The organism is Parachryseolinea silvisoli (assembly GCF_021190955.1).
GTDB lineage: Bacteria > Bacteroidota > Bacteroidia > Cytophagales > Cyclobacteriaceae > Ohtaekwangia > Ohtaekwangia silvisoli.
On sequence record NZ_JAIOAO010000004.1, the window covers coordinates 281,928 to 305,632 of the forward strand.

20 protein-coding genes and 1 tRNA gene are annotated in these 23,705 nt (G+C 53.8%); 15 read left to right on the top strand and 6 right to left on the bottom strand.

The genetic code is table 11. The annotated features are described in order from the left end of the window. Positions 1-35 precede the first annotated feature (35 nt). From K7P01_RS24120 to K7P01_RS24130, 3 genes are all read left to right on the top strand, one after another. Positions 36-992 carry a glycoside hydrolase family 43 protein gene (locus K7P01_RS24120; protein WP_267297145.1) on the top strand — a complete coding sequence of 319 codons (957 nt, stop codon included), beginning with the start codon at positions 36-38 and terminating at the stop codon, positions 990-992. A gap of 60 nt (positions 993-1,052) precedes the next feature. After that, positions 1,053-1,125, top strand: a tRNA-Gly gene (locus K7P01_RS24125). Between the two features lie 116 nt (positions 1,126-1,241). Further along, on the top strand, positions 1,242-2,045 hold the full coding sequence (locus K7P01_RS24130) for an RDD family protein (protein ID WP_267297146.1): 804 nt from the start codon (positions 1,242-1,244) through the stop codon (positions 2,043-2,045). Here the strand turns inward: K7P01_RS24130 and K7P01_RS24135 are convergent. Further along, on the bottom strand, positions 2,032-2,325 hold the full coding sequence (locus tag K7P01_RS24135; protein ID WP_267297147.1) for a hypothetical protein: 294 nt from the start codon (positions 2,323-2,325) through the stop codon (positions 2,032-2,034). The genes K7P01_RS24130 and K7P01_RS24135 overlap by 14 nt on opposite strands. 3 nt (positions 2,326-2,328) lie before the next feature. Beyond that, complete coding sequence (locus K7P01_RS24140) at positions 2,329-3,456, bottom strand: OprO/OprP family phosphate-selective porin (protein WP_267297148.1); 1,128 nt, start codon at positions 3,454-3,456, stop codon at positions 2,329-2,331. A 333-nt stretch (positions 3,457-3,789) separates the two neighbouring features. Here K7P01_RS24140 and K7P01_RS24145 point away from each other — a divergent pair, with 333 nt between their 5' ends. The 4 genes from K7P01_RS24145 to K7P01_RS24160 all read left to right on the top strand — a co-directional run bounded on the left by K7P01_RS24145 (position 3,790) and on the right by K7P01_RS24160 (position 7,423). Next, positions 3,790-4,818: an LLM class flavin-dependent oxidoreductase gene (locus tag K7P01_RS24145; protein ID WP_267297149.1), complete on the top strand. Its 1,029-nt coding sequence runs from the start codon at positions 3,790-3,792 to the stop codon at positions 4,816-4,818. A 146-nt stretch (positions 4,819-4,964) separates the two neighbouring features. Then, positions 4,965-5,471: a hypothetical protein gene (locus K7P01_RS24150; RefSeq protein WP_267297150.1), complete on the top strand. Its 507-nt coding sequence runs from the start codon at positions 4,965-4,967 to the stop codon at positions 5,469-5,471. 9 nt (positions 5,472-5,480) lie between these two features. Continuing rightward, positions 5,481-6,863 (top strand): hypothetical protein, encoded by a 1,383-nt coding sequence (locus tag K7P01_RS24155; RefSeq protein WP_267297151.1) that lies wholly within the window; start codon positions 5,481-5,483, stop codon positions 6,861-6,863. Next, positions 6,860-7,423, top strand: a complete 564-nt coding sequence (locus K7P01_RS24160) for a hypothetical protein (RefSeq protein ID WP_267297152.1) — start codon at positions 6,860-6,862, stop codon at positions 7,421-7,423. Before K7P01_RS24155 ends, K7P01_RS24160 begins: the two co-directional genes overlap by 4 nt. Positions 7,424-7,429: 6 nt before the next feature. On the opposite strand, the gene K7P01_RS24165 is transcribed toward K7P01_RS24160, so the two are convergent. Together K7P01_RS24165 and K7P01_RS24170 are read right to left on the bottom strand one after the other, a co-directional pair. After that, complete coding sequence (locus tag K7P01_RS24165; RefSeq protein WP_267297153.1) at positions 7,430-8,494, bottom strand: FUSC family protein; 1,065 nt, start codon at positions 8,492-8,494, stop codon at positions 7,430-7,432. A 1-nt stretch (position 8,495) separates the two neighbouring features. Further along, complete coding sequence (locus K7P01_RS24170) at positions 8,496-9,323, bottom strand: arginase family protein (RefSeq protein WP_267297154.1); 828 nt, start codon at positions 9,321-9,323, stop codon at positions 8,496-8,498. A 355-nt stretch (positions 9,324-9,678) separates the two neighbouring features. Between K7P01_RS24170 and K7P01_RS24175 the strand changes: the two genes are divergently transcribed. The 5 genes from K7P01_RS24175 (at position 9,679) to K7P01_RS24195 (ending at position 16,111) form a co-directional block, all read left to right on the top strand. Next, positions 9,679-11,394 carry a ribulokinase gene (locus tag K7P01_RS24175; protein ID WP_267297155.1) on the top strand — a complete coding sequence of 572 codons (1,716 nt, stop codon included), beginning with the start codon at positions 9,679-9,681 and terminating at the stop codon, positions 11,392-11,394. A gap of 13 nt (positions 11,395-11,407) precedes the next feature. Further along, a complete protein-coding gene (gene araD / locus K7P01_RS24180; RefSeq protein WP_267297156.1) occupies positions 11,408-12,109 on the top strand; it encodes an L-ribulose-5-phosphate 4-epimerase AraD in 702 nt (233 codons plus the stop codon). Between the two features lie 32 nt (positions 12,110-12,141). After that, positions 12,142-13,635, top strand: a complete 1,494-nt coding sequence (araA, locus tag K7P01_RS24185) for an L-arabinose isomerase (RefSeq protein WP_267297157.1) — start codon at positions 12,142-12,144, stop codon at positions 13,633-13,635. 82 nt (positions 13,636-13,717) lie between these two features. Then, positions 13,718-14,407 carry an NUDIX hydrolase gene (locus tag K7P01_RS24190; protein ID WP_267297158.1) on the top strand — a complete coding sequence of 230 codons (690 nt, stop codon included), beginning with the start codon at positions 13,718-13,720 and terminating at the stop codon, positions 14,405-14,407. 129 nt (positions 14,408-14,536) lie between these two features. After that, on the top strand, positions 14,537-16,111 hold the full coding sequence (locus K7P01_RS24195; protein ID WP_267297159.1) for an alpha-N-arabinofuranosidase: 1,575 nt from the start codon (positions 14,537-14,539) through the stop codon (positions 16,109-16,111). A gap of 58 nt (positions 16,112-16,169) precedes the next feature. Here the strand turns inward: K7P01_RS24195 and K7P01_RS24200 are convergent, their stop codons facing one another. Further along, complete coding sequence (locus K7P01_RS24200) at positions 16,170-18,785, bottom strand: alpha-amylase family glycosyl hydrolase (RefSeq protein WP_267297160.1); 2,616 nt, start codon at positions 18,783-18,785, stop codon at positions 16,170-16,172. Positions 18,786-18,975: 190 nt separating this feature from the next. Beyond that, on the bottom strand, positions 18,976-19,767 hold the full coding sequence (locus K7P01_RS24205; protein ID WP_267297161.1) for a DUF72 domain-containing protein: 792 nt from the start codon (positions 19,765-19,767) through the stop codon (positions 18,976-18,978). Positions 19,768-20,090: 323 nt separating this feature from the next. Here K7P01_RS24205 and K7P01_RS24210 point away from each other — a divergent pair, with 323 nt between their 5' ends. The 3 genes from K7P01_RS24210 to K7P01_RS24220 are packed head-to-tail and all read left to right on the top strand — an operon-like array spanning position 20,091 to position 23,524. Next, entirely contained in the window at positions 20,091-22,202 is a 2,112-nt protein-coding gene (locus tag K7P01_RS24210; RefSeq protein WP_267297162.1) for a M48 family metallopeptidase, read from the top strand. Beyond that, positions 22,199-22,936 carry a hypothetical protein gene (locus K7P01_RS24215; protein WP_267297163.1) on the top strand — a complete coding sequence of 246 codons (738 nt, stop codon included), beginning with the start codon at positions 22,199-22,201 and terminating at the stop codon, positions 22,934-22,936. Before K7P01_RS24210 ends, K7P01_RS24215 begins: the two co-directional genes overlap by 4 nt. A 6-nt stretch (positions 22,937-22,942) precedes the next feature. Then, a complete protein-coding gene (locus K7P01_RS24220) occupies positions 22,943-23,524 on the top strand; it encodes a hypothetical protein (protein WP_267297164.1) in 582 nt (193 codons plus the stop codon). Positions 23,525-23,705 lie beyond the last annotated feature (181 nt).

The window sequence follows — 23,705 nt, forward strand, 5'->3', positions numbered from 1 at the left end:
GCTTACGACGGGCATTAATTTTTAGTTATAGGTGTATGATCCGCGCAATTGAACAACCGCACGCGGCGGCGCCAGGCACCGCCCATGCAAGAGGCAATCCGATTATCCAGCATGTATATACAGCCGACCCGTCGGCGGTGGTGTATGATGGGCGAGTGTATTTGTTTACGGGACGCGACGAGGCGGAACCTGGTCAGCAAGCGTACATCATGCGCGAATGGTTGTGCTTCTCATCCTCCGACATGCGCACCTGGCAGCCACACGGTTCCCCACTCCGGGCGCTGGACTTTTCGTGGGCGCAGGGTGATGCCTTTGGTTCGCAGGTGATCGCCCGGCATGGAAAATTCTATTGGTATACTGCCGTTACCCATGCTACCATTGCCGGTAAGGCGATTGGCGTCGCGGTGGCCGATGCGCCGTGGGGGCCTTTTCACGACGCGCGCGGAACGGCGTTGATCACCAACAAGATGATTGATGCTGCGCCCGGAAGCATGAACAACCTGGATCCTGCGGTGATCATCGACGACCGGGGACAAGCTTATATTTTCTGGGGGAACGGGCAAGCTTATTATGCGCGATTGAACGAGAATATGACCGCGTTGGATGGGGCGATCCAAAAACTGGATTTGCCGGATTTCCAGGAGGGATCACGGCTGTATAAACGGCGTGGATGGTATTATCTCTCGTACGGATCGGGCATGCCGGAAAAGATCGTCTATTGCCGCAGCCGCAGCCTGGAGGGCTCCTGGGAGTTTTGCGGCATATTGAACGAGATCGCCGGTAACTGTCAAACCAATTCAGGTTTTATTCTCGATTATGAGGAACGGTCGTATTTCATTTATCACAATGGCGCACTGCCCGGCGGCGGAAGCCATCATCGTTCTGTGTGCATAGATTATATTTACTTTAATCCGGACGATACGATCCGCCGGGTTGTCATGACCTCCGAGGGTGTATATGCGGAGGGTCTGGCACAGCCGGTAGTGATTTAAACGGGCGAGATGTATTGCACATGTGTTAGCGCTTACTATCTTTAGATCGTAATTTATTACGCGGGAGTAGCTCAGTTGGTAGAGCGGCAGCTTCCCAAGCTGCAGGTCGCGGGTTCGAGACCCGTTTCCCGCTCTTTTCTTCTGATTGACACATCGTCGTATAACGATATTTCGGTCGTGATTTTTGAAAATATTACATGCTTTTCACGTCTCACCGACAATCCTATATTTTTATAGAAATATTTGTCTATGAACTTTAGAATTTGGGTGGGAGTAAGCGTGTTGGTTTCGTGCGGACTGAGTATACTACCCTATTTTTATGTGTTGTCTTATGGGCTCGGCTTTGAGCCGTACAACGCCTTGGGAGTAGACTACATTTTTATGTGGGGCAGCCCTATCCCTGTTAATTTCTTTCAATTCACGCCTTTGCTGACACTAGTGGCTACGCTTGTGCTCGGTATATGTGCGTTGATCTTCGTAATGAGTGGTGGCGCCCTAAAAGCCCTTGCATTTTTGGGATCCTTGATGTTTGCATACCAGGGCAGCCATTTACTGGTGGGCTTTGTTAAATTCTTCCTAACAGCCAGAAAGACGGGGCACGATCTGGCGCAATTGTCTCCAATGTTAGCGATGACAGTAATAGGCTATTGCGTTTTGTTACTTTTTCAGCGCGAATGGACGATGCAGGCGTCTGTGTCTGTTGACCCCGTTGTGGCAACACCCATACAGCGTTTTTACAGCTATGCGATAGATGTAGCTATTTTTCTGACACTCGTTGCATCGATCCATCTTGAAATGCTACCATATGAATGGCTTGTGCTGATCGTGCTCTATATATTGTATTTTGCTGTCTTTGAGCGTGTGTTCCTTCTTACGCCGGGCAAACTGCTGTTGAACACCCGCGTGCGCATGCAAAACGGTACAGTACCAGATGAAAGCGCGATCATTCGCCGGACACTGGCACGATTGATTCCTTTAGAACCATTGTCCTGCTTTGACGGCCACGGATGGCACGACGAAATTTCGAAAACGACAGTTGTTAGATACCCGTAGGCGGAAGGTCCTGTAACGACCGGGTGACATGGCGCGCGCTGCGCATTTCTTTTAAGAATTCGTATTCAATCTCTTCCAGAATGGTGAGCAGGAGGGACTGCTGCGGCAGATCCTGACCGAGATACTCTACGGGGTTTTCGCCCACGCGGATTAGTGTGTGTTTTACTTCTTCCTCCCACGAATCCGCCGAGATGCCATCGCGTTTGGCCACCAGCACGGCAAACACCGGCTGGAGGTTGCGACGGAAAATTCTTTTATAACGCTTGAAGAGGATGCTCATGCGTTACAAATTTACCTGAAATTGTAATCGGACCAGGCTTCCTTCTTGAAAATTAGAGGGACGCGCTGCGTCTACATATCGTCGGCTGGAAACAGTATACATGGCGACGACTTCAAAAGCCTTGAACGGCTGCCATTCGGCCCCGATCTCCCATTCATTCACACGATAGCTTCGCGCGTCGAGCTCGTGCTTTTTACCACCGTTATAATAATGGTGACGTACGAAGGGGATGAGTACGTGTTCTTGCAGACGGGCCATGTAAGACGCCATGACATACCCGCCCTTCAGGTCTTTTGATTGAATGGAGTTGGTGGCAGGATCGTACTCCGGGCCGGTGCCTACGTTGTATTCGGCTGTGAGGCCAAAGGGCTGCGGATAGACCACCAGCGAGGCAGCTACACGCTGGTCAAGGTATTCAAAGTTGGGATTGGCACCGGCCACGCCTTCGGATACGGAGCCTACGACGGCTTTGCCCGTGTAGGCCTGTAAGCCCGGCTCGATATATTGCTCGCCAAACTGGAACGGGTAAGATACACGTGCCACCACGTGGGGTTGGTCGTTGCCCTCGTTGCGGTTAGCAGTCTGACCGTTGAAGAGGCCGAATCCTACAACACCATAGTCGCCGGAGCCTTTCAGTCCGGAACTCACCAGGTAGGAAAAACGCTCGCGGATCTTTTTGGGCGCCCAGTAAACAAATACACCAATGTCCCGCTCATTGCTGAGCGCGCTGTTGATACCATCGTTGCGGTCGAGGGGAATACGGTTTTGGCTGGACTGCAGGTTCTCAAAACCGTAGGGCACTTTGCTTTGTCCAAAGCGCAGGCGCCATTGGTTGTCTTTGTCAAGCCCCACGTCGAAGTAAGCATCGCGGATCTGGGCAAAGTTCATGGCGCTGGACGAAGCCGACGAAGCAAAGTCGGGTTGGATGTATACATATACCCGTTCGTGTACCTGCCCGAATACGATTAGGCGAATGCGACGGAAGAAGAAGCCGTTGTCACCGCCCCACGATTTGTCGCACTGCTCACAGCCCAGGTCGGGGTTTGTTTCCAGCAGTTTGTTATAGCGTATTTGTGCGTAGCCGCGCAGACTGATCTTCCTAAACCATTCGATTGGCTTTGCTTTGCGCATTTTAACCGAGTCAGGATCCTGCGCCACTATGTCGCCTAGGGGTAATACCCAGGCGAAGAAAACAAAGGGGAGAAGGTGGCGGACAGACGAGGTTCGCGGCATGGTGGTGTAATTTGGATGCAAAAGAACCACAGCCCGGGTAACAAACCGATAACATATAGATAACTTAACTAAATGATAAATAACGTAACATTAAGGTAACATAGGAACTAAGCTATGGGACGTTCCGTTGTGTTCTTTTCTATCCAACAGTATCAAATTTCCGGCTATGAACCTTTCGATTCTTGATAATTCGCTGTTTTTCAGATATGTAACACTGATCGCGCAATAGCCATGGCAGCACGATCTTTACGGCTTAGCATCTTAGATCAGTCTATTGTGCGCCAGGGCGGGACGGCAACACAGGCTATTGCCGAGACGATTGAGACGGTCAGGTTGGCCGAGCAATTAGGCTATCACCGGTTTTGGGTATCCGAGCATCACAACTCCACGATGATTGCCGGTTCGACGTCGGAGGTATTGATGGTCAAGCTGGCGGACGAGACCCGCACGATCCGCATTGGCTCCGGCGGCATTATGTTGCCGAACCACAGCGCATTGAAGGTGGCGGAGAACTTTCGTATGCTGGAAACGCTTTTCCCCGGTCGTATTGACCTGGGTACGGGGCGCGCACCCGGCGGCGATCGCATTACGTCGTCGTTGTTAAACCCTTCCAATAGATTTCGCGAAGAGGACTACCGTGAGCAGCTCGAGCACTTGTATGCTTATTTTCGCGACGAGGCCGGCACCGAGTACGGTCGATTGCTCGCCGTGCCACAAAGCCCGGGTATACCGCAGCAATGGGTCCTGAGTAGCAGCGCCGGTGGTAGCAGTACCCTTGCCGCCCAGTTGGGACTGGGGTTGGTGATTGCCCGGTTCATCAATGGCCATGCCGGGCCCGAGCTGACAGAACAATACCGTAAACAGTTTCGTCCATCCGATCAGTTTCCCGAGCCTCAGGCAATGCTGGGCATCACGGTATTTTGCGCCGACACGGAAGAGAAGGCCAGCCAGCTGCGCAAGTTGAGTGACTATACATTGCTCATGTTTGAGCGAGGACGCTTTGAGCCCATCGGTCCCTACGAAGCAATTGCCAACTACCAGTTTTCAGCAGAGGAGCAGCTGCGCCTCGAACACAATCGGGGGCGCATCGTATCGGGTACACCCGGACAGGTAAAGGAACAGCTCACAGCGCTGGCCGATGCCTACGGTATAGACGAGATCATCGTCTCGACAATGACCTATGCCCAGCAGGACCGGCTGCGATCGTTTACGTTGCTGGCCGAAGCTTTTGGATTAACGCCGCCGGATAGTCAGCAATAACGGGTGCGCTGCGCGCTATCTGCACCGTTGTGAAGAACCCGACAGTGCCCTGCCACGGCATGCCGGTGTGTTCACGGCGACTGGTGTCGTGGCAATAACGATGTGTTTGCCTATATTTGCGTTTGCCTGTCGTGGCAAATTCCGTTATGAAAAAATTGAGAGGTACTCCGTCAGCGCGTTATATCGTTAAAAACCTCGTGGTATTGGCAGGGGTGTTTTCGGTGTTCGTGCTTCTGGTAAAAGCCAACACCGGGTATGATTTACTTTTTAACAAACTCCTGCAGGAACGGGCAGCCCAGCAACAGTACGAAGACCTGAGCTACGACGATCGCCGGGAGATAAAACTGGGCTATAATTTTACCTACCTGCAATTGCTGCGGTCAAGAACGCCGGAGACTGCAGTGATCCTGATGCCACCGGACAGTGTTTTTCGCAAGCCGGACGGCGAGCATGCGTTTATCGACTATTGGATTACCAACCGCGGATGGGCCAGCTATTTTGTATACCCACGCCGATTGGTCTACAGCGACGATCTCGGCGCCGGGTCGTCACACCTTCGTCCCACGCATGTAGCGATCGTTCACTACTGGGGATATGACAAGCTTGCGTATCCCGTAGACAAAAAATATCCGTATGATGTTATGCCCTTTTAATCCGTTGTTATGGAAATAGCCGGCCTGTTTATCACGTTCCTGTTTGGCGTCGCCATCGTTAATCTGCTAGCCTACCAACTTCCTGTTGGGGAGAAAATGGGCTACGCCTGGCCCGTTGGCCTCGGGGCCAATGCGCTGCTGATGTTTGTGCTCGACCTGTGCGGCGTATCCCTGCGGCACGTTGCCCTGGTACTGGCAATCGAGCTGGTACTGATAATGGTGCTGGCGGTATATATCCTGCGACGGTATCGACCCCCTGTACAGATAAAGAGCTTATTGGAAAGGCTCTTTCCGATAAACCTGGCCTGGATATTCCTCGTGGGCATCGCAGTGTTCCTGGTATATGTTGTCACTGCGCGGGCGTTGTTCTGGCCCGTATATATTTACGACAGTATCTACGGATTTGACTTTGTGGCGAAGGCCGTGGCGCAGGAGGGGACCTTACACAACGCGATCTTTGATCCGCAACACCCGCTCTATAGCCTGCGCAGCCTGTACCCGCCACTGGTGGCGCTTAACTTTGCCTTTGTGTACCTGCTGGGTTTTGAGACCTCCCACGTCGTCGTCGTGATATTTTATGCATCGCTGGCCGTCTCTTTATATGCCTTCCTGACGCGGGTCACGACACACCTGGGCGCGGCTTTTTATACTGTCTTGTTCTTATCTGTGCCCGAACTGTTCAACTTCGCATCGCTGTCATCGTCCAATCCCATTTGCGCATACTATTGTGCCGTCGGCCTGCTGGCGTTGTGGCGTGCCGTCGATACGTCGTCTCACGCGGACCTGCGCATTGGGAGCGTGTTAATCGTGCTGGCCTTGTGGACGCGCCCCGAGGCGATTGTGTTTTCCGTAGTAGCAGGCGGGTTGGTGCTGTGGTGGAGTATCCGGCAAAAACGCGTCTGGTCGGTGCTGATCTTTGGCGCTGCCTGTCTGGTCTTCTGGGGTAGTTGGCAAGCCTATCTGCACGGTGTGCTGCAGGTAACGGGTGATCAGCCCATGGACTTCATGCTCACCTGGGATGCCGGCAAGCTCTCCCGTATGTGGAGCCGTGTGCTGGAAGTGACCTTTCATGGGGCGTATTATGGTGCCGTGGTGTATTTGTTCGTGGCGATCGTGTTCCTGAATATACCTTACTTCGGAAAACAACGGCAGACACTACCCCTACTGGGTATCATCGCAGTCGCGTGGTTACTTTATTTGTTGGTATTCTATCAGCTGGATACGGACTTTATGCCGGACTCTACGGACTGGATCGGCGACGCATACCGCCGAGGGCTGTTTAACTTCATCCCGTTAATGTTATTATATTGTGCGGCCAGCATATGGAGCCGTACGGTGTTTGAATTTGTCGAACGGTGGCTGGCGACTGACAAACCCCCTGTCGTAGAATGAGAAATATCGTTGGTATGCTGTTGTTGCTGATGGCCTGCGCCGGTCCGAAGCGGTTGCTTCACCGGTCAGCATCGGTTGGCGGGTTTACAACATGGCAAACGGGTCACGATGCTCAAACCGTACAGCGCATCCCGGCCACCGGTACAAATGCGTTGGTCCAGCAGAACGATTCCACCTGGATGCAGGTGAAATTCGATGTACGGGAATATGGAGAAGTATCGTTTCCGCTGGCAAACACGCCGCCGGATGTGGAGGCGCCCCGTGTCGATCTTTCCGGCAGCAACGCTATACGCATCACGTACAAAGCAAACCAGACCTTCCTTGTTCAGTTGCGTCAGACGGGGGTGCACGGCGGAATTCAAAATCATATCGAGTTACCGGCGTCGGCAAAGAGCACAACCGTGACAGTGCCCTTTACGCAGTTTACCGGTGGACTGAAACCACTCGACCTGACCGATGTCGCCAAGTTCAATTTTGCATTCTTATCCAACAACGTCGCCGCGGGCTATGCCGAACTGTTCGTTTACGATGTGGTCATTGACCATTATACAGCGCCCTGACAAGGACTATTCTTTTAGCTTCGACAAGATCACCTTTGTTTTTCGGAGTTGCCTCGTCGCAGCAAACTGCAGTTTTTCATTGTAGAGGATCCATCCCCCCAGTGAGCCCATGGCGCTGCCCAGGAAGATGTCGATGAACCGCGTGGCGAGCAACGTATTCGGATCACTCGCCAATGCAGCCCCTGACTCTGCCAGGAAGATGGTGAGCACGGTGATGAAAATGACGGCTAGCCCATAGTTGCGTACCACCAGGATCTCGACGATAATCTGCAACAAGACAATGCTCAGACACAGTACTGGCACCGGCGGATGGAGCAAGAGGATAGCCCATGTTAACACAAGCCCGACAAAGGTTCCCAGAATACGTTGCACACTGCGCTGCCAGATGTGTTTGACGCTGACACCCTGCATGACGGCGGCGCAGGAAGTAGGGATCCAATAGGGGTTGTCAAGCTTTAAGAGGCGGCCGGCGAGCAATGCGGCGCCGACAAAGAAGCCGAATGTTATAGATTCGATGAGGTTTACGTACCGGCTCTTCGCCACCGTGATGGTTTCAGGCGTTGCCGGCATGCGTCTGTTCATCAACAGGAAAAACAAGAAGGCCAGGAGGCAGGAGGTCATCGTGCCAATGCCTACCAGGCCAATGCGGTGCGGCACGATGGCCAGGTCGTGTGGCAGGCACACGGCCACCGAAGCGATCATGATAAAGAAGAAGTTGCCGGGTGGCTTGTTCATCTTGAGGTAAAACAGCGCCAGGTGAACGGTGGAGGCATATATACCGAGAATGAGGCACGACCACAACGGATGGAAACTGGCAATGGCGCCGATCGTAAACGACACCATCAAACCAAACGAGCAGGCCATGAGCTTTATCAGCTGGTTGGCCACTTGTTGTTGAACCTGCAGGTATAAGATCACCAAACCGGCCATCGACGCCAGCTTGCCGTCGACGAGGTGGCCTGTATAATAGCCGGCTAATACCGGTATGCCTACACACAGGCCGGCCAGCACGGGCAAATGCCATGTGCGATCGGTTTTCTTAAATTCAACCAGCTCGCGGAATAGCTTCATATCATGAAACGATTCGTTTAATCACCTCTACAGCGACTTCGGGTATGCGTGCATTTGGATCAAGGGAAGGATCGTAGGCAGTGATACCTACGCCGGCAATAGTATAACGGCGGCGGATGCTGTCGATGGCATGGTACAAGGTTTCCGGCGACAAGCCACCCGGCGTGCTGTATTCGTTAACCTGGGCATAGTCAGGATCGAGCACATCCAGGTCAAGGTGCAGGTATACTGCGTGCACGGGAAGCGTGAAATCGTCAAACGCGTTTTCGGGTTGGGCGAGGGTGGCAGGGGTGATCAACCGTACGGCGGAGGCTGCCAGCCGATGGGCTTCCAGGGCGTCGACGTCGCGGGCGCCGGCCAGGATGATCTTGTCTTCTGCCACGGGGGCATAGCCGGGAATCGATTCGGCCAGTTGTGTCCAGCATTGTCCGGCGACAATCGACAGCGCCATGCCGTCGAGGAAGCCACCGATGGTGGTCTCGGGTGTGTTAAAGTCGCCGTGGCAATCAAACCAGATCACGCCCAGGTCTTCCTGCAGGCCGCTGAGTGTGCCCAGTGCGGCAGCATTACAATTTCCGCTGAACACGATGGGAAACTCTCCCCGTTGTTTGGCTTCGGCCACCTGCTTCGCCACGGCACGGGCCACGGCAAAGCTCGTGGTGACCTCGGTAAAGAACGGCGCGTCGACAAAGACCTCGGCCTTCCGGGCGCTATGCCCCCATGCGGGTAACTGTTGTGCAACGGCATCGATCAGGATGGGCGGCCCTACGGCCAGGCGTTTACGGTGATGACCACTGTCATACGGTACGGAAAGGAGGCATGTTTTCATAAAACAAAGGTACAAAAATGCAAAAGGGCATAAAAGCCGTTCCGTAAGCTTGCGGTGCATGGATTGATCGGGTCATTTCTCCCATCGGTAAAAATTATGACGAATGGTTTTGATTGGAAAAATCTAAAGTAGAATTTTGTTTTATTAATTGTAAACGTTACGTTTAATAATATAATTAATATTTCTGATAACTGGCTACGTATAACGCGTGAAATAGCAAGGGGCTACAGCCCGAAGATGTATTTCGGTACGAAAGCAAACAGGTAACGATGGGTGGTGCAGAAAAGGTGTCAGTTAAAATTTGTGTTTTATTAATTGTATTTGGTACAAGAAATAGTATAATGATATAACCACTATGGCGCACGATTCATTGGTGATCGGAATTGACTTTGGAACGGACTCGGTTCGTTCCATGCTGGTAAATGCCACGAACGGAGAAGAGCTCGCGACGAGCGTATTTTATTATCCGCGCTGGCGCGACGGCCTGTATTGCGACCCGGCGACGAATCAGTTCCGGCAACACCCGAAAGATTACATCGAAGGGCTTGAGTATACGGTCCGCGCGTGCCTGGCACAGGCGGGTGGTAATGCGCCGGCTCACGTCAAAGGCATCAGCATAGACACCACGGGGTCGACGCCCGTCGCGGTCGACCGCACCGGTACGCCGCTGGCGCTGACGGCCGGCTTTGAAGAGAACCCGCACGCTATGTTTCTCTTGTGGAAAGACCATACGTCCGTCGGCGAGGCCGCCGAGATTAATTCGCATGCGCAGGTATTTGGCGGCAACTATTTACAATACGTCGGCGGCATATACTCGTCGGAATGGTACTGGGCCAAACTGCTGCGCACCTTGCGTGCAGACGCCGCGGTGCGCGAGGCGTGCTATACCTGGGTGGAACACTGCGATTGGATACCCTTCCTGCTGACCGGTGGGCAACACGCCGACGCAATAAAACGTGGTGTATGCGCCGCCGGACACAAAGGCTTGTGGTCCGCCGCGTTTGACGGCTATCCACCCGAAGACTTTTTTACTTCACTCGACCCGCTGTTGAAAGGATATGTGCAGACGTTGGGGCGCACTACCTACACGGCCTCACACGCGGCGGGCCGGCTAAGCTCCGCATGGGCAGCGCGGCTGGGGTTGTCGACGAATGTTGTTGTGGGGATTGGTGCATTTGACTGCCACATGGGCGCGGTAGGTGGCCAGATCGAGCCATATTATCTCAGCAAGGTCATGGGTACCTCTACCTGCGACATGATGGTGATCCCCCACCAGGATATGGAGAACAAGCTGATCAGCGGTATCTGCGGTCAGGTGGATGGATCGATATTGCCGGGCATGATCGGACTGGAGGCCGGGCAATCGGCTTTTGGCGATGTATATGCCTGGTATAAAAAACTATTGCTGTGGCCGGTGGAGACCTTGCTGGAAAGCTCTTCGCTGGTGCCCCCGGAAACAGCCCGGCAGCTAAAGACCGAGCTGGGCGACAAACTCATCGCCACGCTTGCGGCACAAGCGGCATTACTTCCGCTGGACGAGCACGACGAGCTGGCCGTCGACTGGCTCAATGGCCGGCGCACGCCGGATGCAAATCAAATGCTGACCGGCGGACTAATGGGCTTAAGCCTGGGCAGCGATGCGCCGGCATTGTTCAAAGCCTGGGTGGAGGCCACGTGTTTTGGCGCGAAGGCCATTGCCGACCGCTTCCAATACGAAGGTATACCGGTAAAAGGGATCATCGCCCTGGGTGGCGTGGCGCGCAAGGCGCCGTATGTCATGCAGGTGATGGCCAATGTCATGAACAAATCCATCCGCATCCATCGCTCGGAACAGACTTGTGCCCTGGGGGCGGCAATGTTCGCCGCCACGGCCGCCGGAATACACCCCTCCGTAGAGGTGGCTATGCAGGCGATGGGGCAGGGGTTTGACCTTGCCTTCGAGCCGCAACCGGCGACTGTGGACTACTATCAATCACGGTATAAAAAATATCAGGCCTTTGGCGCGATGATCGAACAGTCGGTTCAACCCGTACAGGCCGATTCACAACGTGTACAGGGAGCCTTCGCCTAATGTATAGCCTGCCATGAAAAAACAATATGATGCGATCCGCGCGGCAGCCTACGATGCCAACCTGCAGCTGCCCAAGCTTGGGCTGGTGCTGTTTACCTTTGGGAACGTCAGCGCCGCCGATCACGAGCAGCGTGTGTTTGCCATCAAGCCCAGCGGCGTGCCCTACGACGAGCTGTCGCCGGCCAAGATGGTGATCGTGGATTTCGACGGAAATGTAGTAGACGGTGCGTTGCGCCCCTCGTCTGATACAAAGACGCACGCGGTATTATACAGCCATTGGCCCGACGTCGGCGGCATTGTCCATACACATTCTACCTATGCCACCGCCTGGGCGCAGGCGCTGTCAGACATTCCCATCTTCGGCACGACCCATGCCGACCATACCACGGCCGACATACCGTGCGCGCCACCCATGGACGACCAGATGATCGCGGGAGACTATGAATATCAAACAGGCTTCCAGATTCTCCACTGCCTGGCGGAGCGCAAGCTGAGCCACCGCGACATGGAAATGATCCTGGTAGGAAATCACGCGCCGTTTACATGGGGCAAAGATTGTCACAAAGCTGTCTACAACAGCGCGGTGCTGGAGTCGGTCGCGCAGATGGCCTATCTCACACGCCAGATACAGCCCGATGCCGCACGCCTGAAGGAGTCGCTTATTCGCAAACACTACGAGCGTAAGCACGGCCCCCATTCTTATTACGGACAATAACAAAACAACGATATAGACAAACGACAATAATCATGACGAATCTGAAGACGCTGGAGGTTTGGTTTCTAACGGGAAGCCAGTTTTTGTATGGTGAAGAAACACTGAAGCAAGTGGCGGCCCACTCCGAGGAGATCGCCCGGACGCTGGATGCCACGCCGGCAATTCCCGTGCGAGTGGTATATAAGCCGGTGCTGAAGACGCCCGAGGAGATATACCAGGTATGCCAGGAGGCCAACCGGCACGCGACCTGCATCGGCCTGGTGGCCTGGATGCATACTTTCTCGCCCGCTAAAATGTGGATCGGTGGATTGAAGATTCTGCAGAAGCCCTTGCTTCACCTGCACACCCAGTTTAACCGCGACATTCCGTGGTCGGGTATCGACATGGATTTTATGAACCTGAACCAGAGCGCGCACGGCGACCGTGAGTTTGGATTTATCATGTCGCGGATGCGCCTGGAGCGCAAGGTGGTCGTGGGCCACTGGCAGGATGCGTACGTGCACGAGCGCCTCCAGGTGTGGATGCGCGCCGCCGCGGGGTGGCACGATCTGCAAGGCGCGCGGTTCTGCCGCTTTGGCGACAACATGCGCCAGGTGGCCGTGACCGAAGGCGATAAGGTAGAAGCAGAGATCAAATTCGGCTATTCGGTCAACGGCTATGGTATGGGCGACCTGGTACAGGTTATCCGGTCCATATCCGATTCGGCCGTCGCCTCTCTGGTGGACGAATACGAAGGGAGCTACCGGGTGGCAGACACGTTGCGCAAGGGCGGTGCGCAGCAGGCCTCCCTACAGGAAGCTGCCCGGATTGAATTGGGCCTACGGGAATTCCTGACGGCGGGAAACTTCAAGGGCTTTACCGATACGTTCGAAGACCTGCATGGCCTGGTACAATTGCCGGGTCTGGCGGTACAACGCATCATGGCCGATGGCTATGGGTTCGGTGCGGAAGGCGACTGGAAGACGGCCGCGTTGGTGCGCGCCATGAAAACCATGGGCAGCGGCCTGCCGGGGGGAAACTCTTTCATGGAAGACTATACCTATCATTTTGATCCGGCCAACCCGCTGGTGCTGGGCGCGCACATGCTGGAAATTTGTGCGTCCATTGCCGACGGCAAGCCCTCGTGCGAGATCCATCCGCTGGGCATCGGTGGTAAGGCCGACCCGGTACGCCTGGTGTTCAACGCAGCGGCCGGCCCGGCCCTGAATGCATCGGTCATCGACATGGGCAATCGCTTTCGGCTTTTGGTGAACGAGGTGGAGGCAGTCACGCCTGTACAAGATCTGCCCCGACTGCCCGTAGCCCGGGTGTTATGGAAACCGTACCCGACGATGCACGAAGGCTGCGCGGCGTGGATTCTGGCCGGCGGTGCGCACCACACCTGCTATAGCCAGAACCTGACCGCCGAGCACTTGCAGGACTTTGCCGATATGGCCGGTATAGAGTATACCCTCATTGGCAAAAATACCGACCTGCGCCAGTTCCGGAATGAGCTGCGCTGGAATGAGCTGTACTACCGGCCCTGACCGGGGACCAGCACATTTATTTTGACAGACCGGTAATGGAAAATTGTGGTGAAAGTTCGAAGGATAGGGTACCTTCGTGGGTATGGACATCCAGAACTATAAACATCACAAGAAGATCCTCGTAGCGGTCGACTGTATCATCTTTGGATTTGACGGCAGCGAGCTAAAGGCGTTGCTCATCAAACGTGGCTTCGAGCCAGAGCGTGGCAAATGGTCGCTGATGGGTGGTTTTGTGGGGGAGAATGAAAATGCCGACAAGGCTGCGCTCCGTGTACTCCACCAGCTCACGGGTATGAAGGATGTTTATGTCGAGCAGCTGCATACGTTCACCGATATCAACCGGGATACCGCAGGGCGGGTTATCTCGATTGCATACTTTGCGCTGATCAACATTGCCGGATATAATAGGCAGCTGGAACAGGAGCACGAGTCGCACTGGTTCCCGCTCAACAAAATGCCGGCGTTGATCTTCGACCATAAAAAGATGGTAGAGAAAGCAAAGGGCATGCTGCGTCAGAAGGTAGCGACGCATCCGGTAGGATTCGAGCTGCTGGCAAAGAAGTTTACTCTGCCGCAGCTGCAGAACCTATACGAAGCGATCTACGAGACGGAGCTCGACAAACGCAACTTTGCCAAGAAGATGCTTTCGTTGGGCATTTTAAAAAAGCTGGATGAAAAGGAACGGGAGTCTTCGAAGAAAGGTGCCTTTTATTATGTGTTTGATGCCGTCAAATACCGCAAGTTGGAATCAAACGTGCTGAAGTTCATATAGTGCCCGCTGCCGGTATACCCACCCGTCAGCGCCGGCCTGAATGATTAAAATATTTTGTGCTACTGTCTCTATAGTTCAGGACGATTGTTTATATTAAATTGTAATTTGTACAATTAAACCAGATAACCCATGTCTTCTTCTCTTCACACATTTACCGCAAGACTTGCATGCTTGTTTGTGGCATGTTTCGCGGCTGCCTCTGTTTTTGCGCAGAGTACTACGAATAAAATCTCGATACAAACAAGCTCTCCGCAAACTATCATCAGCAAACACATCTATGGTCATTTTGCCGAGCACCTGGGTCGGTGTATATATGGCGGCTTTTATGTCGGCGAGAGTAATACCAAAATACCGCATGTGAAAGGCGTTCGTAAAGATGTCATTGAAGCGCTCAAGCAACTAAATATACCTAACCTGCGGTGGCCCGGTGGCTGCTTTGCCGATACCTACCATTGGAAGGACGGCGTAGGCGCGAAAGACAAACGTCCGAAGATCGTCAACGTGTGGTGGGGCGGTGTGACGGAAGACAACAGCTTTGGCACGCATGACTTCCTCGACATGTGCGAGCTGCTGGGCACCGAGCCATACCTGGCTGCCAACGTCGGCAGCGGTACGGTGCAGGAGCTTACGGAGTGGCTGCAGTATGTAAATTTTGGTGGGGTTAGTCCCATGTCGGCATGGCGAAAGGAGAACGGCCGCGAAACCCCCTGGAAGGTAAGCTATTGGGGCGTGGGCAACGAAGCGTGGGGCTGTGGCGGCAACATGAAACCCGAGCACTATGCCAATATATACCGCCAGTATGCCACGTTCATGACAGACTGGAGCAACAGCAACAAACTGTTTCGCATTGCTTCCGGCGCGAACGGCGCCGACTACAACTGGACGGAAGTACTCATGCGCGACATACCGCACAACATGCTCGGCGGATTGGCCCTGCACCATTACTCCGTCATAGAATGGAATAGCAAAGGCCCCGCTGTGGGCTTCAGCGAAGAGCAGTACTTCAAGACGATGAAACAAGCCTGGCGCATGGAAGAGCTGGTGCAGCGGCACAGCACGATCATGGACAAATACGACCCGGCAAAACGTGTAGCCCTGGTCGTGGACGAGTGGGGTGGCTGGTATGACGTCGAGCCCGGCACCAACCCTGGTTTCTTATACCAACAAAACACCATGCGCGACGCCATGATCGCCGGCATGACCCTGAACATCTTCAACAACCACGCCGACCGTGTGCGCATGGCCAACCTCGCCCAAACCATCAACGTACTGCAAGCCGTGATACTCACGGACGAAGAAAAGATGATCCTGACGCCCACCTATCATGTCATGGAAATGTACAAAGTGCACCAGGACGCCAAGCTACTGCCGCTTACGCTGCAGACGAAAGATTATACGTTCGGTAATGATAAGCTGCCGGCAGTATCAGCGTCCGCCTCCGTGGATGTACAGGGGCGCACGCACATATCACTCGTGAATATCGATGCCAAGAATGCGCAGGAGGTGAGTGTTGATTTGTTTGGCGGCACGACATACAAGACCGTGTCGGGGCGTGTGCTTACGGCGAAGGCGCTGACAGATCATAATACATTCGATAAACCGGGGAATATAAAGCCGGCGGCGTTTAATGATGCTAAGTTGAAAGGAGGAGCGTTGAATGTGACGGTGCCGCCGTTTTCGGTGGTTGTGTTGGAATTGAAATAGTAAATAGAAAAAGGAGGTGCTAACGCCTCCTTTTTTCATTTAAATATTTCTAAATCTCTTATCGCTCAATAACAACCTTCTCCACTACCACGGCGTTCGCCGTCCTTATCTTCACAAAATACAGCCCTCCCGGCAAGTCATGGATAATCACCCCTGAGCGCTTCACTTTCGTCTCCAGCACAGGCCGTCCTTGCACGTTCTGTATCAACACAGCGGCTTCTGACGTCTCTGGCAATCCAGGCACTTGTACATATAGTTGATTGCCCTTGGCCGGGTTCGGATATACCACCACGGCCGATGATGTGGTTTCGTCGTATACCGCTACTTCCGGTGCCGCCGTGCGTCCACCTACGCTGGCGGGGATCAATTGCCATTGGGCACTATACCAGCCATCTTGTGCACCGGCATATTGCGCGGAGCCGGTTTGGCCTTCCACGTGTACGATACTGCCGGTTTGCCAGCGGTTGCGCAGTCGTGCGTATGTGCCGTCTACGTTGTCCTGCGACCATTGGGCGCTCCACCAGTCAAGTGTCACGGCGGTGCATTGTACCGAACCGGTCTGGTTTTCGATGTGCATATACTCGCCGGTGCCGCGGTTTTTGAGCCAGAAGTAACTGGCGTCGCCGGGCACCTTCTGCCATTGGTAGTTGTTGTTGGCCGCCGTGGTGCCGTAGCCTACGGTTGCACCGGCATCGTACAAATAGGTGTTTTTCCAGCGATTACGGATGGTATAGTATGTTTCGGTAACTGGCGGTGTACCGGGATTTGAATTATACCAGGTGTTGTTTTGATACCAGCCCGTGGTGCTGCGCATCAGGTCGGCCGTCTGGCTGGTGCCGTCGTTGAAGATCAGGTTCGTGGAGGTAACGTTTGTAAACGTATAGCTATACCAGCCGCTGCCGTCGTTGGTCATGCTCACGCCCGGCCAGGTGACTGTGGGGAGCGATCCGGCGGGAAGCGTGTTCCAATAGTAGAGACGGATGTTGGTGCCCCAGTTGGCCGGCTTGTAGAAGTATACAGTGAACGACGTAGCCGGTGTCACCGTAACAGCGGCGGTGGCGGTCTTACCGCCGTCTACCGTAGTGGCGGTGATCATGGCGTTGCCGGCCGACACGCCGGTGACCAACCCGCTGCTGTTGACCGTCGCGACGGCGGTGTTCCCCGACGACCACGTAACAGCCTGGTTCGTGGCATTCGCCGGACTTACCGTTGCTGTAAGCTGTTGGGTGAGTCCTACTTTGACGCTGGCGTTTGCCGGGCTAACGGCCACCCATGTTACCGGCACGTTGGGCACATTGGCATTGGTCAGCACCCGATATTGAAAGTTTGACAGCGACTGTGTGGCGCCCGCCGTGAGCGTGACGGAGGAACCGGTATACGCATCGACATAGCTGCCGGCCAGCGCGGCCGGTATAACGAAGCTTGTGCTGTTGTTCCGCAGGTTGGCCATCACGACAACCTTGTCGCTGCCTGATACTTTGGTGAACGCGCAAACATCGTTGTTAGAATAGTTCGTGAGCGTGCCCCGCCGTATGGCCGTGCTGTTGGTGCGGAAGGTTAGGATCTTCGTGAAGTCCGCGGCTGCCGTGGGGTTGGCGCCCCAGTTGATCTTGACAGTGGTGTACGGCCAGGGAATGGCCTGGTTAAAATCTACCTCCTGACCACTGGTCAGAAAGGGAACGCCGCGCATATAGGCCGAGACCAGGAAGTTGACAACAACGCCCGCGTGGTTTTGAAACAGCTGGAACGGAAGGAACCCATCGGTCCGGGTTTCCGTGTCGTGGTTCGCGGTATAGCGTACGACCTGTTGGGCAGCGCCGGCATAGGTATATTCCGTATTGGTGACGCTTTGAAACAGGGATACCGATCCGCCTTTTGCGACATCTTCCAGGGCATCGTAAAACCACTTGTCGCCGAAGTTCAGGTCAAAGCCGGCCTGGAAATTCTCCACGCGATCGCCTTCCGCAAACATCAGTAGCTTGTGCGAGGTGATGCCGCGCAGGTTGTTGATGACGGCCGTCCAGAAGGGCAGCGGTGCATTGTTCGCAAAGTCGCAGCGGTAGCCGTCGATGTTGGCCGCCAGGATCCAGTAGCGCATGGCGTCGATCAATGCGGCGCGCAGGGTAGTATTGTTCATGTCGAGTGCGGCGACGTCGGTAAACTCTGCGAGTTGTTGAATGACGCCATTTACCCGTACATACCAGTCGGGGTGTTGGGTGATCCACGGGTGGTCCCACGAGGTTTGGTTGACAACGAAGTCAAGCATTACGGCCATGCCGCGGGCATGCGCACCGTCTACGAGGGCACGCAGGTCAGTCAATGAACCATACTCCGAGCCGACGGCCTTAAAGTCTTTTATACAATAGGGGGACTGTGAGCTGCGCGCGTCGGTGCCATGCGGATAGATCGGCATGAGGTAGATGACGTTGGTGCCGAGGGCCTTGATCTGATCCAGGCGGCTAATGACGCCGGCCAGGTTGCCGGCCGCACTGTAGGGACGGATGTGTACCTGGTACATGTTCACATCGCGGGCATCGGGTACGGCCGAAAACGGGGTGCCATATTGGGGTGGATCCTGGGCGTACAGCGCCTGGCTCAGCAGCATCAGGAGTGCCGCCAATCCGCGGAGCCATGCCCGGAAGGGTGCATAAAACAAGGGGAAACGTACTTTCATAAGCGTGGTGTTTAGTTTTTATAGAATCTGGAATTAACGTTTGAATGGATAGGTACAAACGTTTGCGTGAGCATAATCAAAGCACGCCCATCACACCCCTGGAATCAATTTGTCGGCGAAAAATCTAGAAATAAGATGCCTGGAAAACGACTAAGGCGTTCACTCAGAGTGCGTTGGCGACGATGCCAATCTAATGGCGATTAAGAATATGAGCGTCGTTCACGGCAGGGTAGTCGGTCAATGCCTGCAGACAGTGGGCATTTTGCAGCGCGTCGCCCAGGGTATTGTTGAAGTATACATACACGTCCTGGCCGGCCTTCAGGCTGGCGGCGATATAGGCAGCATGCTCGTGAAGCGTGGGCGTGTTATAGCCACCTTTGTAGTCTCCCGCGGGGCCGTGAAAGCGCAAGTACACTGCCGGGCCGGGCACGGTATCGAGGGGAGGTTTCGACCGGGGCATATCGTGCAGTACGATCGAGATGCGGAGTCGATGCAGTAGCCGGGCGACAGCCTCGTGTTCATACCAGCCGGCATGACGGAACTCGACACACACGCGCCAGGTCGGAGTGGTGTTGAGCGTCGTTATATGTTCCAGAATATCCTTTACCCACGCGAAACTGGTTGTGGTAACGCTCGCGGGAAATTGAATCAGCAGACAACCCTTCTTCCTGCCGATGCCTTCGGCGATCTCCAGAAAGCGTTCGATATGCTCGGGGGTAAACGTAAGGTGACGGGCGTGGGTAATTTCGCGCCACAGCTTGAGGGTAAAGGTAAAATCGTCGGGTACATCGGCGGCCCATTTCTCCAACGTGGACGCCAGCGGCAGTTTGTAAAAGGTGCTGTTAACCTCCAGGCTATTGAATAGACTGCTATAATAATGTAGCCGGCTGCCGGACCGGTAAGCTTCCGGAAAGGTTGCCTTCGGTCCTGGCAATACAATGTTGCTCGTACCAATGTATAGGGTGCCGGGGGTTTTGTGCATATAGGGAACGTCGAAACAGCGTTTTCAAAAACTGTACCCGACGGGAAACAGGGGTACCGACACCATAAACGGGCAAAATTTACCATTCCTGTATCATTTCGTACTTCGTAAGATACCGGGTCACGAGGCATGTTCCGGTGGAGCCGGGTAGTCGGGTAGCTTGCTACACGCATCGCTGCTTCCGATTTCTACAAGAGAGACAAAATACGCGACGGAATGCCCGAAGAAATAGATAAACGGATTCTGTAGAGTAATGGAATTTCATACATGTCCTCGGGAATTCCCGGAATACTAGACAGATTTGCAGCCCAATAGCCTCTATCATGAGATGTATACTAACGGTTGCCCTCGTAGCATTATGTTGTACGCCGGCCTTCCTTCAAGACTTTAACCATTACAAAACGGTCCAGTCACAGGGACCCGTGCCGAAAGACTTCACCGACCGCTCGGCGGCCAAGTACGCCCAGGAACTTACGAACCTGAGCCGCGACAAGGAGGAGACGCGTCGCGAACACCGGGGGCGGAAAAAGTTTTACCTCGAAAGTACCTTTAACCTGGACGAGTTTCTCGGAAGCGGGAACGTTCTGTTTAACGACGAGATCTCGGTGTATACCAACAGCGTATTACAGGAGGTCTTGAAACCGTACCCTGCCATACAAAGCAAGTTGCGCGTCTATACGGTAAAGTCGCCCGTGACCAATGCCTTCACCACCAACAACGGTATCATATTCATTAACCTGGGCTTGCTGGCGCGGTTGGAGAATGAAGCGCAGCTGGCCTTTGTACTCGGCCACGAGGCCACCCACTACGAAAAGAAACACGTTATCAACAGTTATGTGAATAACGTCGTGATCGAACAATCGCGTGACTATCGCAAGCTGTCTTCCTCGGATAAAGAGTTTGCCAAAAGCTCGTATTCGCGCGAGTTGGAAACGGAAGCCGATCTGGGTGCTATCGACATCTATACCAAGTCGGCATACAGCAAAGATTCTGTCGGGTCTATCTTTGACGTGTTGCGCAACGGCGATCACCCGATCTTCTGGACACGGTTTGACAAACGCACCCTTGAGTCGGGTCGCTATATATTCCCCGACACGCTGGTAGCCACGTCTGTCAAGAGCACCTATCCACAGGAAGACGACGATGATGCGCTAAGCACACACCCCGACGTGCGCAAACGCAAGCGTGTTGTGGCCCGCAAATTTCGCGACGGCGGACCAGGCGATCTGTATCGCGTTTCTAAAACCGGGTTTGAAAAGGTGCGCAAGATGGCGCGTTTTGAGCTTTGCCGCCTGTACCTGCTCGAACACCTGTACTTTGATGCGTTGGCCCTGGCCACCAGCTTGCAGGAACAGGACCCCACTTCCGTATTTCTAAAAGAAACAGTAGCAAAAGCGTTGTACGGCCTGGCCAAAGCCAAGCTGGCGGAAGACGAATATCAGCGCCAGGAGAACTGGGCCAGCACCGAAGCATACCTGGCCGAATTCTTCAACCGTCAGACGGCATATGAAACAAGCGTTACCGCTATGCGCGAGCTTAACAAATGCCTGGAAGCAGAGCCTGACAATAAGGAGATATCGCTGATGCTCAATGACCTTATTCGTTCGTTGGCCGCTGAACAGGAGGACCTGGAGGAAAGCTTCGTGCGTACCGCGAGTGAGAAGGATGTTCCCGAGCTGGAGTATCCCTATACACAATATGCGTTCCTGGATTTCAAAGACAGTAACAAATTCTTTGACCGGTTCGATAAACAGATTGCCATCGTCCGCAAGGAGATTGCCGAAGATAAAAAGATCAGCCGAAAGAAAAAGAAAGTAAAAGTCAAAGAGAAGCCCCTGGAGGTAAACAAAGTGGTGGTGGTAAACCCGATCTATAAAAAGATCGACGTGCGTAAAAAACAACGCGTGCGCCACATCGAGGCCGAAGAGGTATTGCTGGATATTGATGAAAAGATTGGCGTAGCCGCAGGCAAACTCGACTTGAGCTCGGAAGTGATCAACCCGAATAACCTGACGTCTGGCAGCATTCGCACGATGCAATCCAACAGTATCCTCAACGACTGGATCGATGAGCAGATGCGTTCGGAAAAATTGCAGGTCAGCTCGATCTACAATGAGATCACCGCGCTGGCAGATTCCTATAAGACCGACCACTTTGTGTGGATGGGCGGCGTTACCGTTACCCGCAAACGCCGTGGTAAGGTGTGGTTAGTTTTGGCCAGCGCGGCAGTGCCGCCCGCAGCACCGTTGTTGATACCGCTGGTGTTTACGCCGAAAGGCCGGAATCTGTATTTCAGCCTGGTGTTCAACGTACGCACACAAGCCCTGGAAGTTCTGGACGTGCGCGGTATGTCGGTACGCGACAATGCCAACATCCTTCAGTCCAACATCTATTACACACTCCTGAAACTTAAAAAAACCAAAGTAAAAGTATGAGGCTCTGTTGTCTGACCCTATTTATCCTGGGCGCGCTAAGCAGTCAGGCCCAGGTTCCCGGCTTCTTGGGGAAACGCTTTACGGTGTTCCTCGATGCCAACCCGTCGCCGGCAATCTTTGCGCAGAGTACCAGCAATAAGTTAATGGTGGACCTGGAGGGAGAAACGCATGCCGCGACAACGAACCAGTTTGCCTTCAACACCCGCCCACAGGTCACGGTGGAATATCAGTTTTTTAAGCGTCACAGTATTGGTCTTTCGTACAACCGGCTCAGCTTCGGTACGACACGGGGATATTACAGGTCCGAGCCTGTGGAAGGGCAGGAGTATAGTTATGAATACGATTCGGACGTCGTGCGGGGAGATGCGTTCGGCGTGCACCTGAAATTTTACTACAGTACCACCGTGGCGCCGATCGGCTACTATCAAACCCTGTCGGTATACTACAGCCGTGTCAATACCTTCGATGATAAGAAGTCCAGCACCCGGCAGTTCCGCGACGACTTTAAATACCCCACGGTTACCATGCAACTTGGGCGTCAGAGCATGCCGCTGAAGAACCTGTTGGTGCGTGCCGGTTTTGAGATGGGCTGGACGTTTGTACCCAGTAACTTTCTTACCGAGAATAACGGTGACTGGAGTGCCCAGGAATTTTCGGGCTACAAAGTACACCAGGGCCTCATGGGATACTATTTCTTCAACCTTACACTCGGTGTGGGATACGTTCTGTTCTAATTCAATATGCGTAAAAGTTTATACTATATTTTGCTGGCACTGGCAGCCGGCGCTTGTACTCCGGAGGAGCAGGATAATCCGTTCGTCGGTCCTACGTGCTACGATGGCATTCGTAATCAGGACGAAGAAGAGATCGACTGTGGTGGCCGTTGCCAGGCGTGCGAGGTTCTCGGAACACCTGTTGTGACGCCCTGTGCAAATTCCTTAAAGGACAACGTGGTCAAGCTCGACGGTATTGAGATGACAGCCGACAGCCGAAATAGCATATGTCAGGTTACTTCGCAAGGGTATCGATTATATTTTCAGCAAGGCAACACACAGATTTTCGTGGTAATAGGCGGTAACACGCCATACAAAGATCAGCAAGTCTACTCGCTTGTGCCCGTTTCTTTTCCCCAGGCCGGCGAAGCATCGATCGAGTATTATGAAGGTTCCAACGGACCTTTCTCCAGTGAAAAAGGGACGTTGTATGTTCGTGTGAAGGGAGGAAAGGTGATCGCGGAGTTTTGTGATATTACGCTGTCAAACGTATGGAATGGCACCGGCACAACGTATCACAAGGTCTCTGGACGCATCCGGTGTCAATAGCCGGAGGAACCGGAATAATGCAGATAAATCTGGCGCCGCTAACCCACCCGGATCATCGCAGTAGGAGGGCACATACGTTGATCACGATCGTTCCGTGATTTAGGTGCATCATATTCGAATCAGGGACGTTATTATTCTTTATTATCCTTTGAATTAGGGTATTTCTGTCGCTTTTCAGGAG

Bases quoted from the DNA above. Each gene is read 5' to 3' on its own strand.
- K7P01_RS24170 (WP_267297154.1), bottom strand. From the start codon at position 9,323: ATGAAAACATGCCTCCTTTCCGTACCGTATGACAGTGGTCATCACCGT.
- K7P01_RS24220 (WP_267297164.1), top strand. From the start codon at position 22,943: ATGCGTAAAAGTTTATACTATATTTTGCTGGCACTGGCAGCCGGCGCT.
- K7P01_RS24145 (WP_267297149.1), top strand. From the start codon at position 3,790: ATGGCAGCACGATCTTTACGGCTTAGCATCTTAGATCAGTCTATTGTG.
- K7P01_RS24130 (WP_267297146.1), top strand. From the start codon at position 1,242: ATGAACTTTAGAATTTGGGTGGGAGTAAGCGTGTTGGTTTCGTGCGGA.
- K7P01_RS24195 (WP_267297159.1), top strand. From the start codon at position 14,537: ATGTCTTCTTCTCTTCACACATTTACCGCAAGACTTGCATGCTTGTTT.
- K7P01_RS24210 (WP_267297162.1), top strand. From the start codon at position 20,091: ATGAGATGTATACTAACGGTTGCCCTCGTAGCATTATGTTGTACGCCG.
- K7P01_RS24135 (WP_267297147.1), bottom strand. From the start codon at position 2,325: ATGAGCATCCTCTTCAAGCGTTATAAAAGAATTTTCCGTCGCAACCTC.
- K7P01_RS24200 (WP_267297160.1), bottom strand. From the start codon at position 18,785: ATGAAAGTACGTTTCCCCTTGTTTTATGCACCCTTCCGGGCATGGCTC.
- K7P01_RS24215 (WP_267297163.1), top strand. From the start codon at position 22,199: ATGAGGCTCTGTTGTCTGACCCTATTTATCCTGGGCGCGCTAAGCAGT.
- araA (WP_267297157.1), top strand. From the start codon at position 12,142: ATGACGAATCTGAAGACGCTGGAGGTTTGGTTTCTAACGGGAAGCCAG.
- K7P01_RS24150 (WP_267297150.1), top strand. From the start codon at position 4,965: ATGAAAAAATTGAGAGGTACTCCGTCAGCGCGTTATATCGTTAAAAAC.
- K7P01_RS24205 (WP_267297161.1), bottom strand. From the start codon at position 19,767: ATGCACAAAACCCCCGGCACCCTATACATTGGTACGAGCAACATTGTA.
- K7P01_RS24190 (WP_267297158.1), top strand. From the start codon at position 13,718: ATGGACATCCAGAACTATAAACATCACAAGAAGATCCTCGTAGCGGTC.
- K7P01_RS24175 (WP_267297155.1), top strand. From the start codon at position 9,679: ATGGCGCACGATTCATTGGTGATCGGAATTGACTTTGGAACGGACTCG.
- araD (WP_267297156.1), top strand. From the start codon at position 11,408: ATGAAAAAACAATATGATGCGATCCGCGCGGCAGCCTACGATGCCAAC.
- K7P01_RS24120 (WP_267297145.1), top strand. From the start codon at position 36: ATGATCCGCGCAATTGAACAACCGCACGCGGCGGCGCCAGGCACCGCC.
- K7P01_RS24160 (WP_267297152.1), top strand. From the start codon at position 6,860: ATGAGAAATATCGTTGGTATGCTGTTGTTGCTGATGGCCTGCGCCGGT.
- K7P01_RS24140 (WP_267297148.1), bottom strand. From the start codon at position 3,456: ATGCGCAAAGCAAAGCCAATCGAATGGTTTAGGAAGATCAGTCTGCGC.
- K7P01_RS24165 (WP_267297153.1), bottom strand. From the start codon at position 8,494: ATGAAGCTATTCCGCGAGCTGGTTGAATTTAAGAAAACCGATCGCACA.
- K7P01_RS24155 (WP_267297151.1), top strand. From the start codon at position 5,481: ATGGAAATAGCCGGCCTGTTTATCACGTTCCTGTTTGGCGTCGCCATC.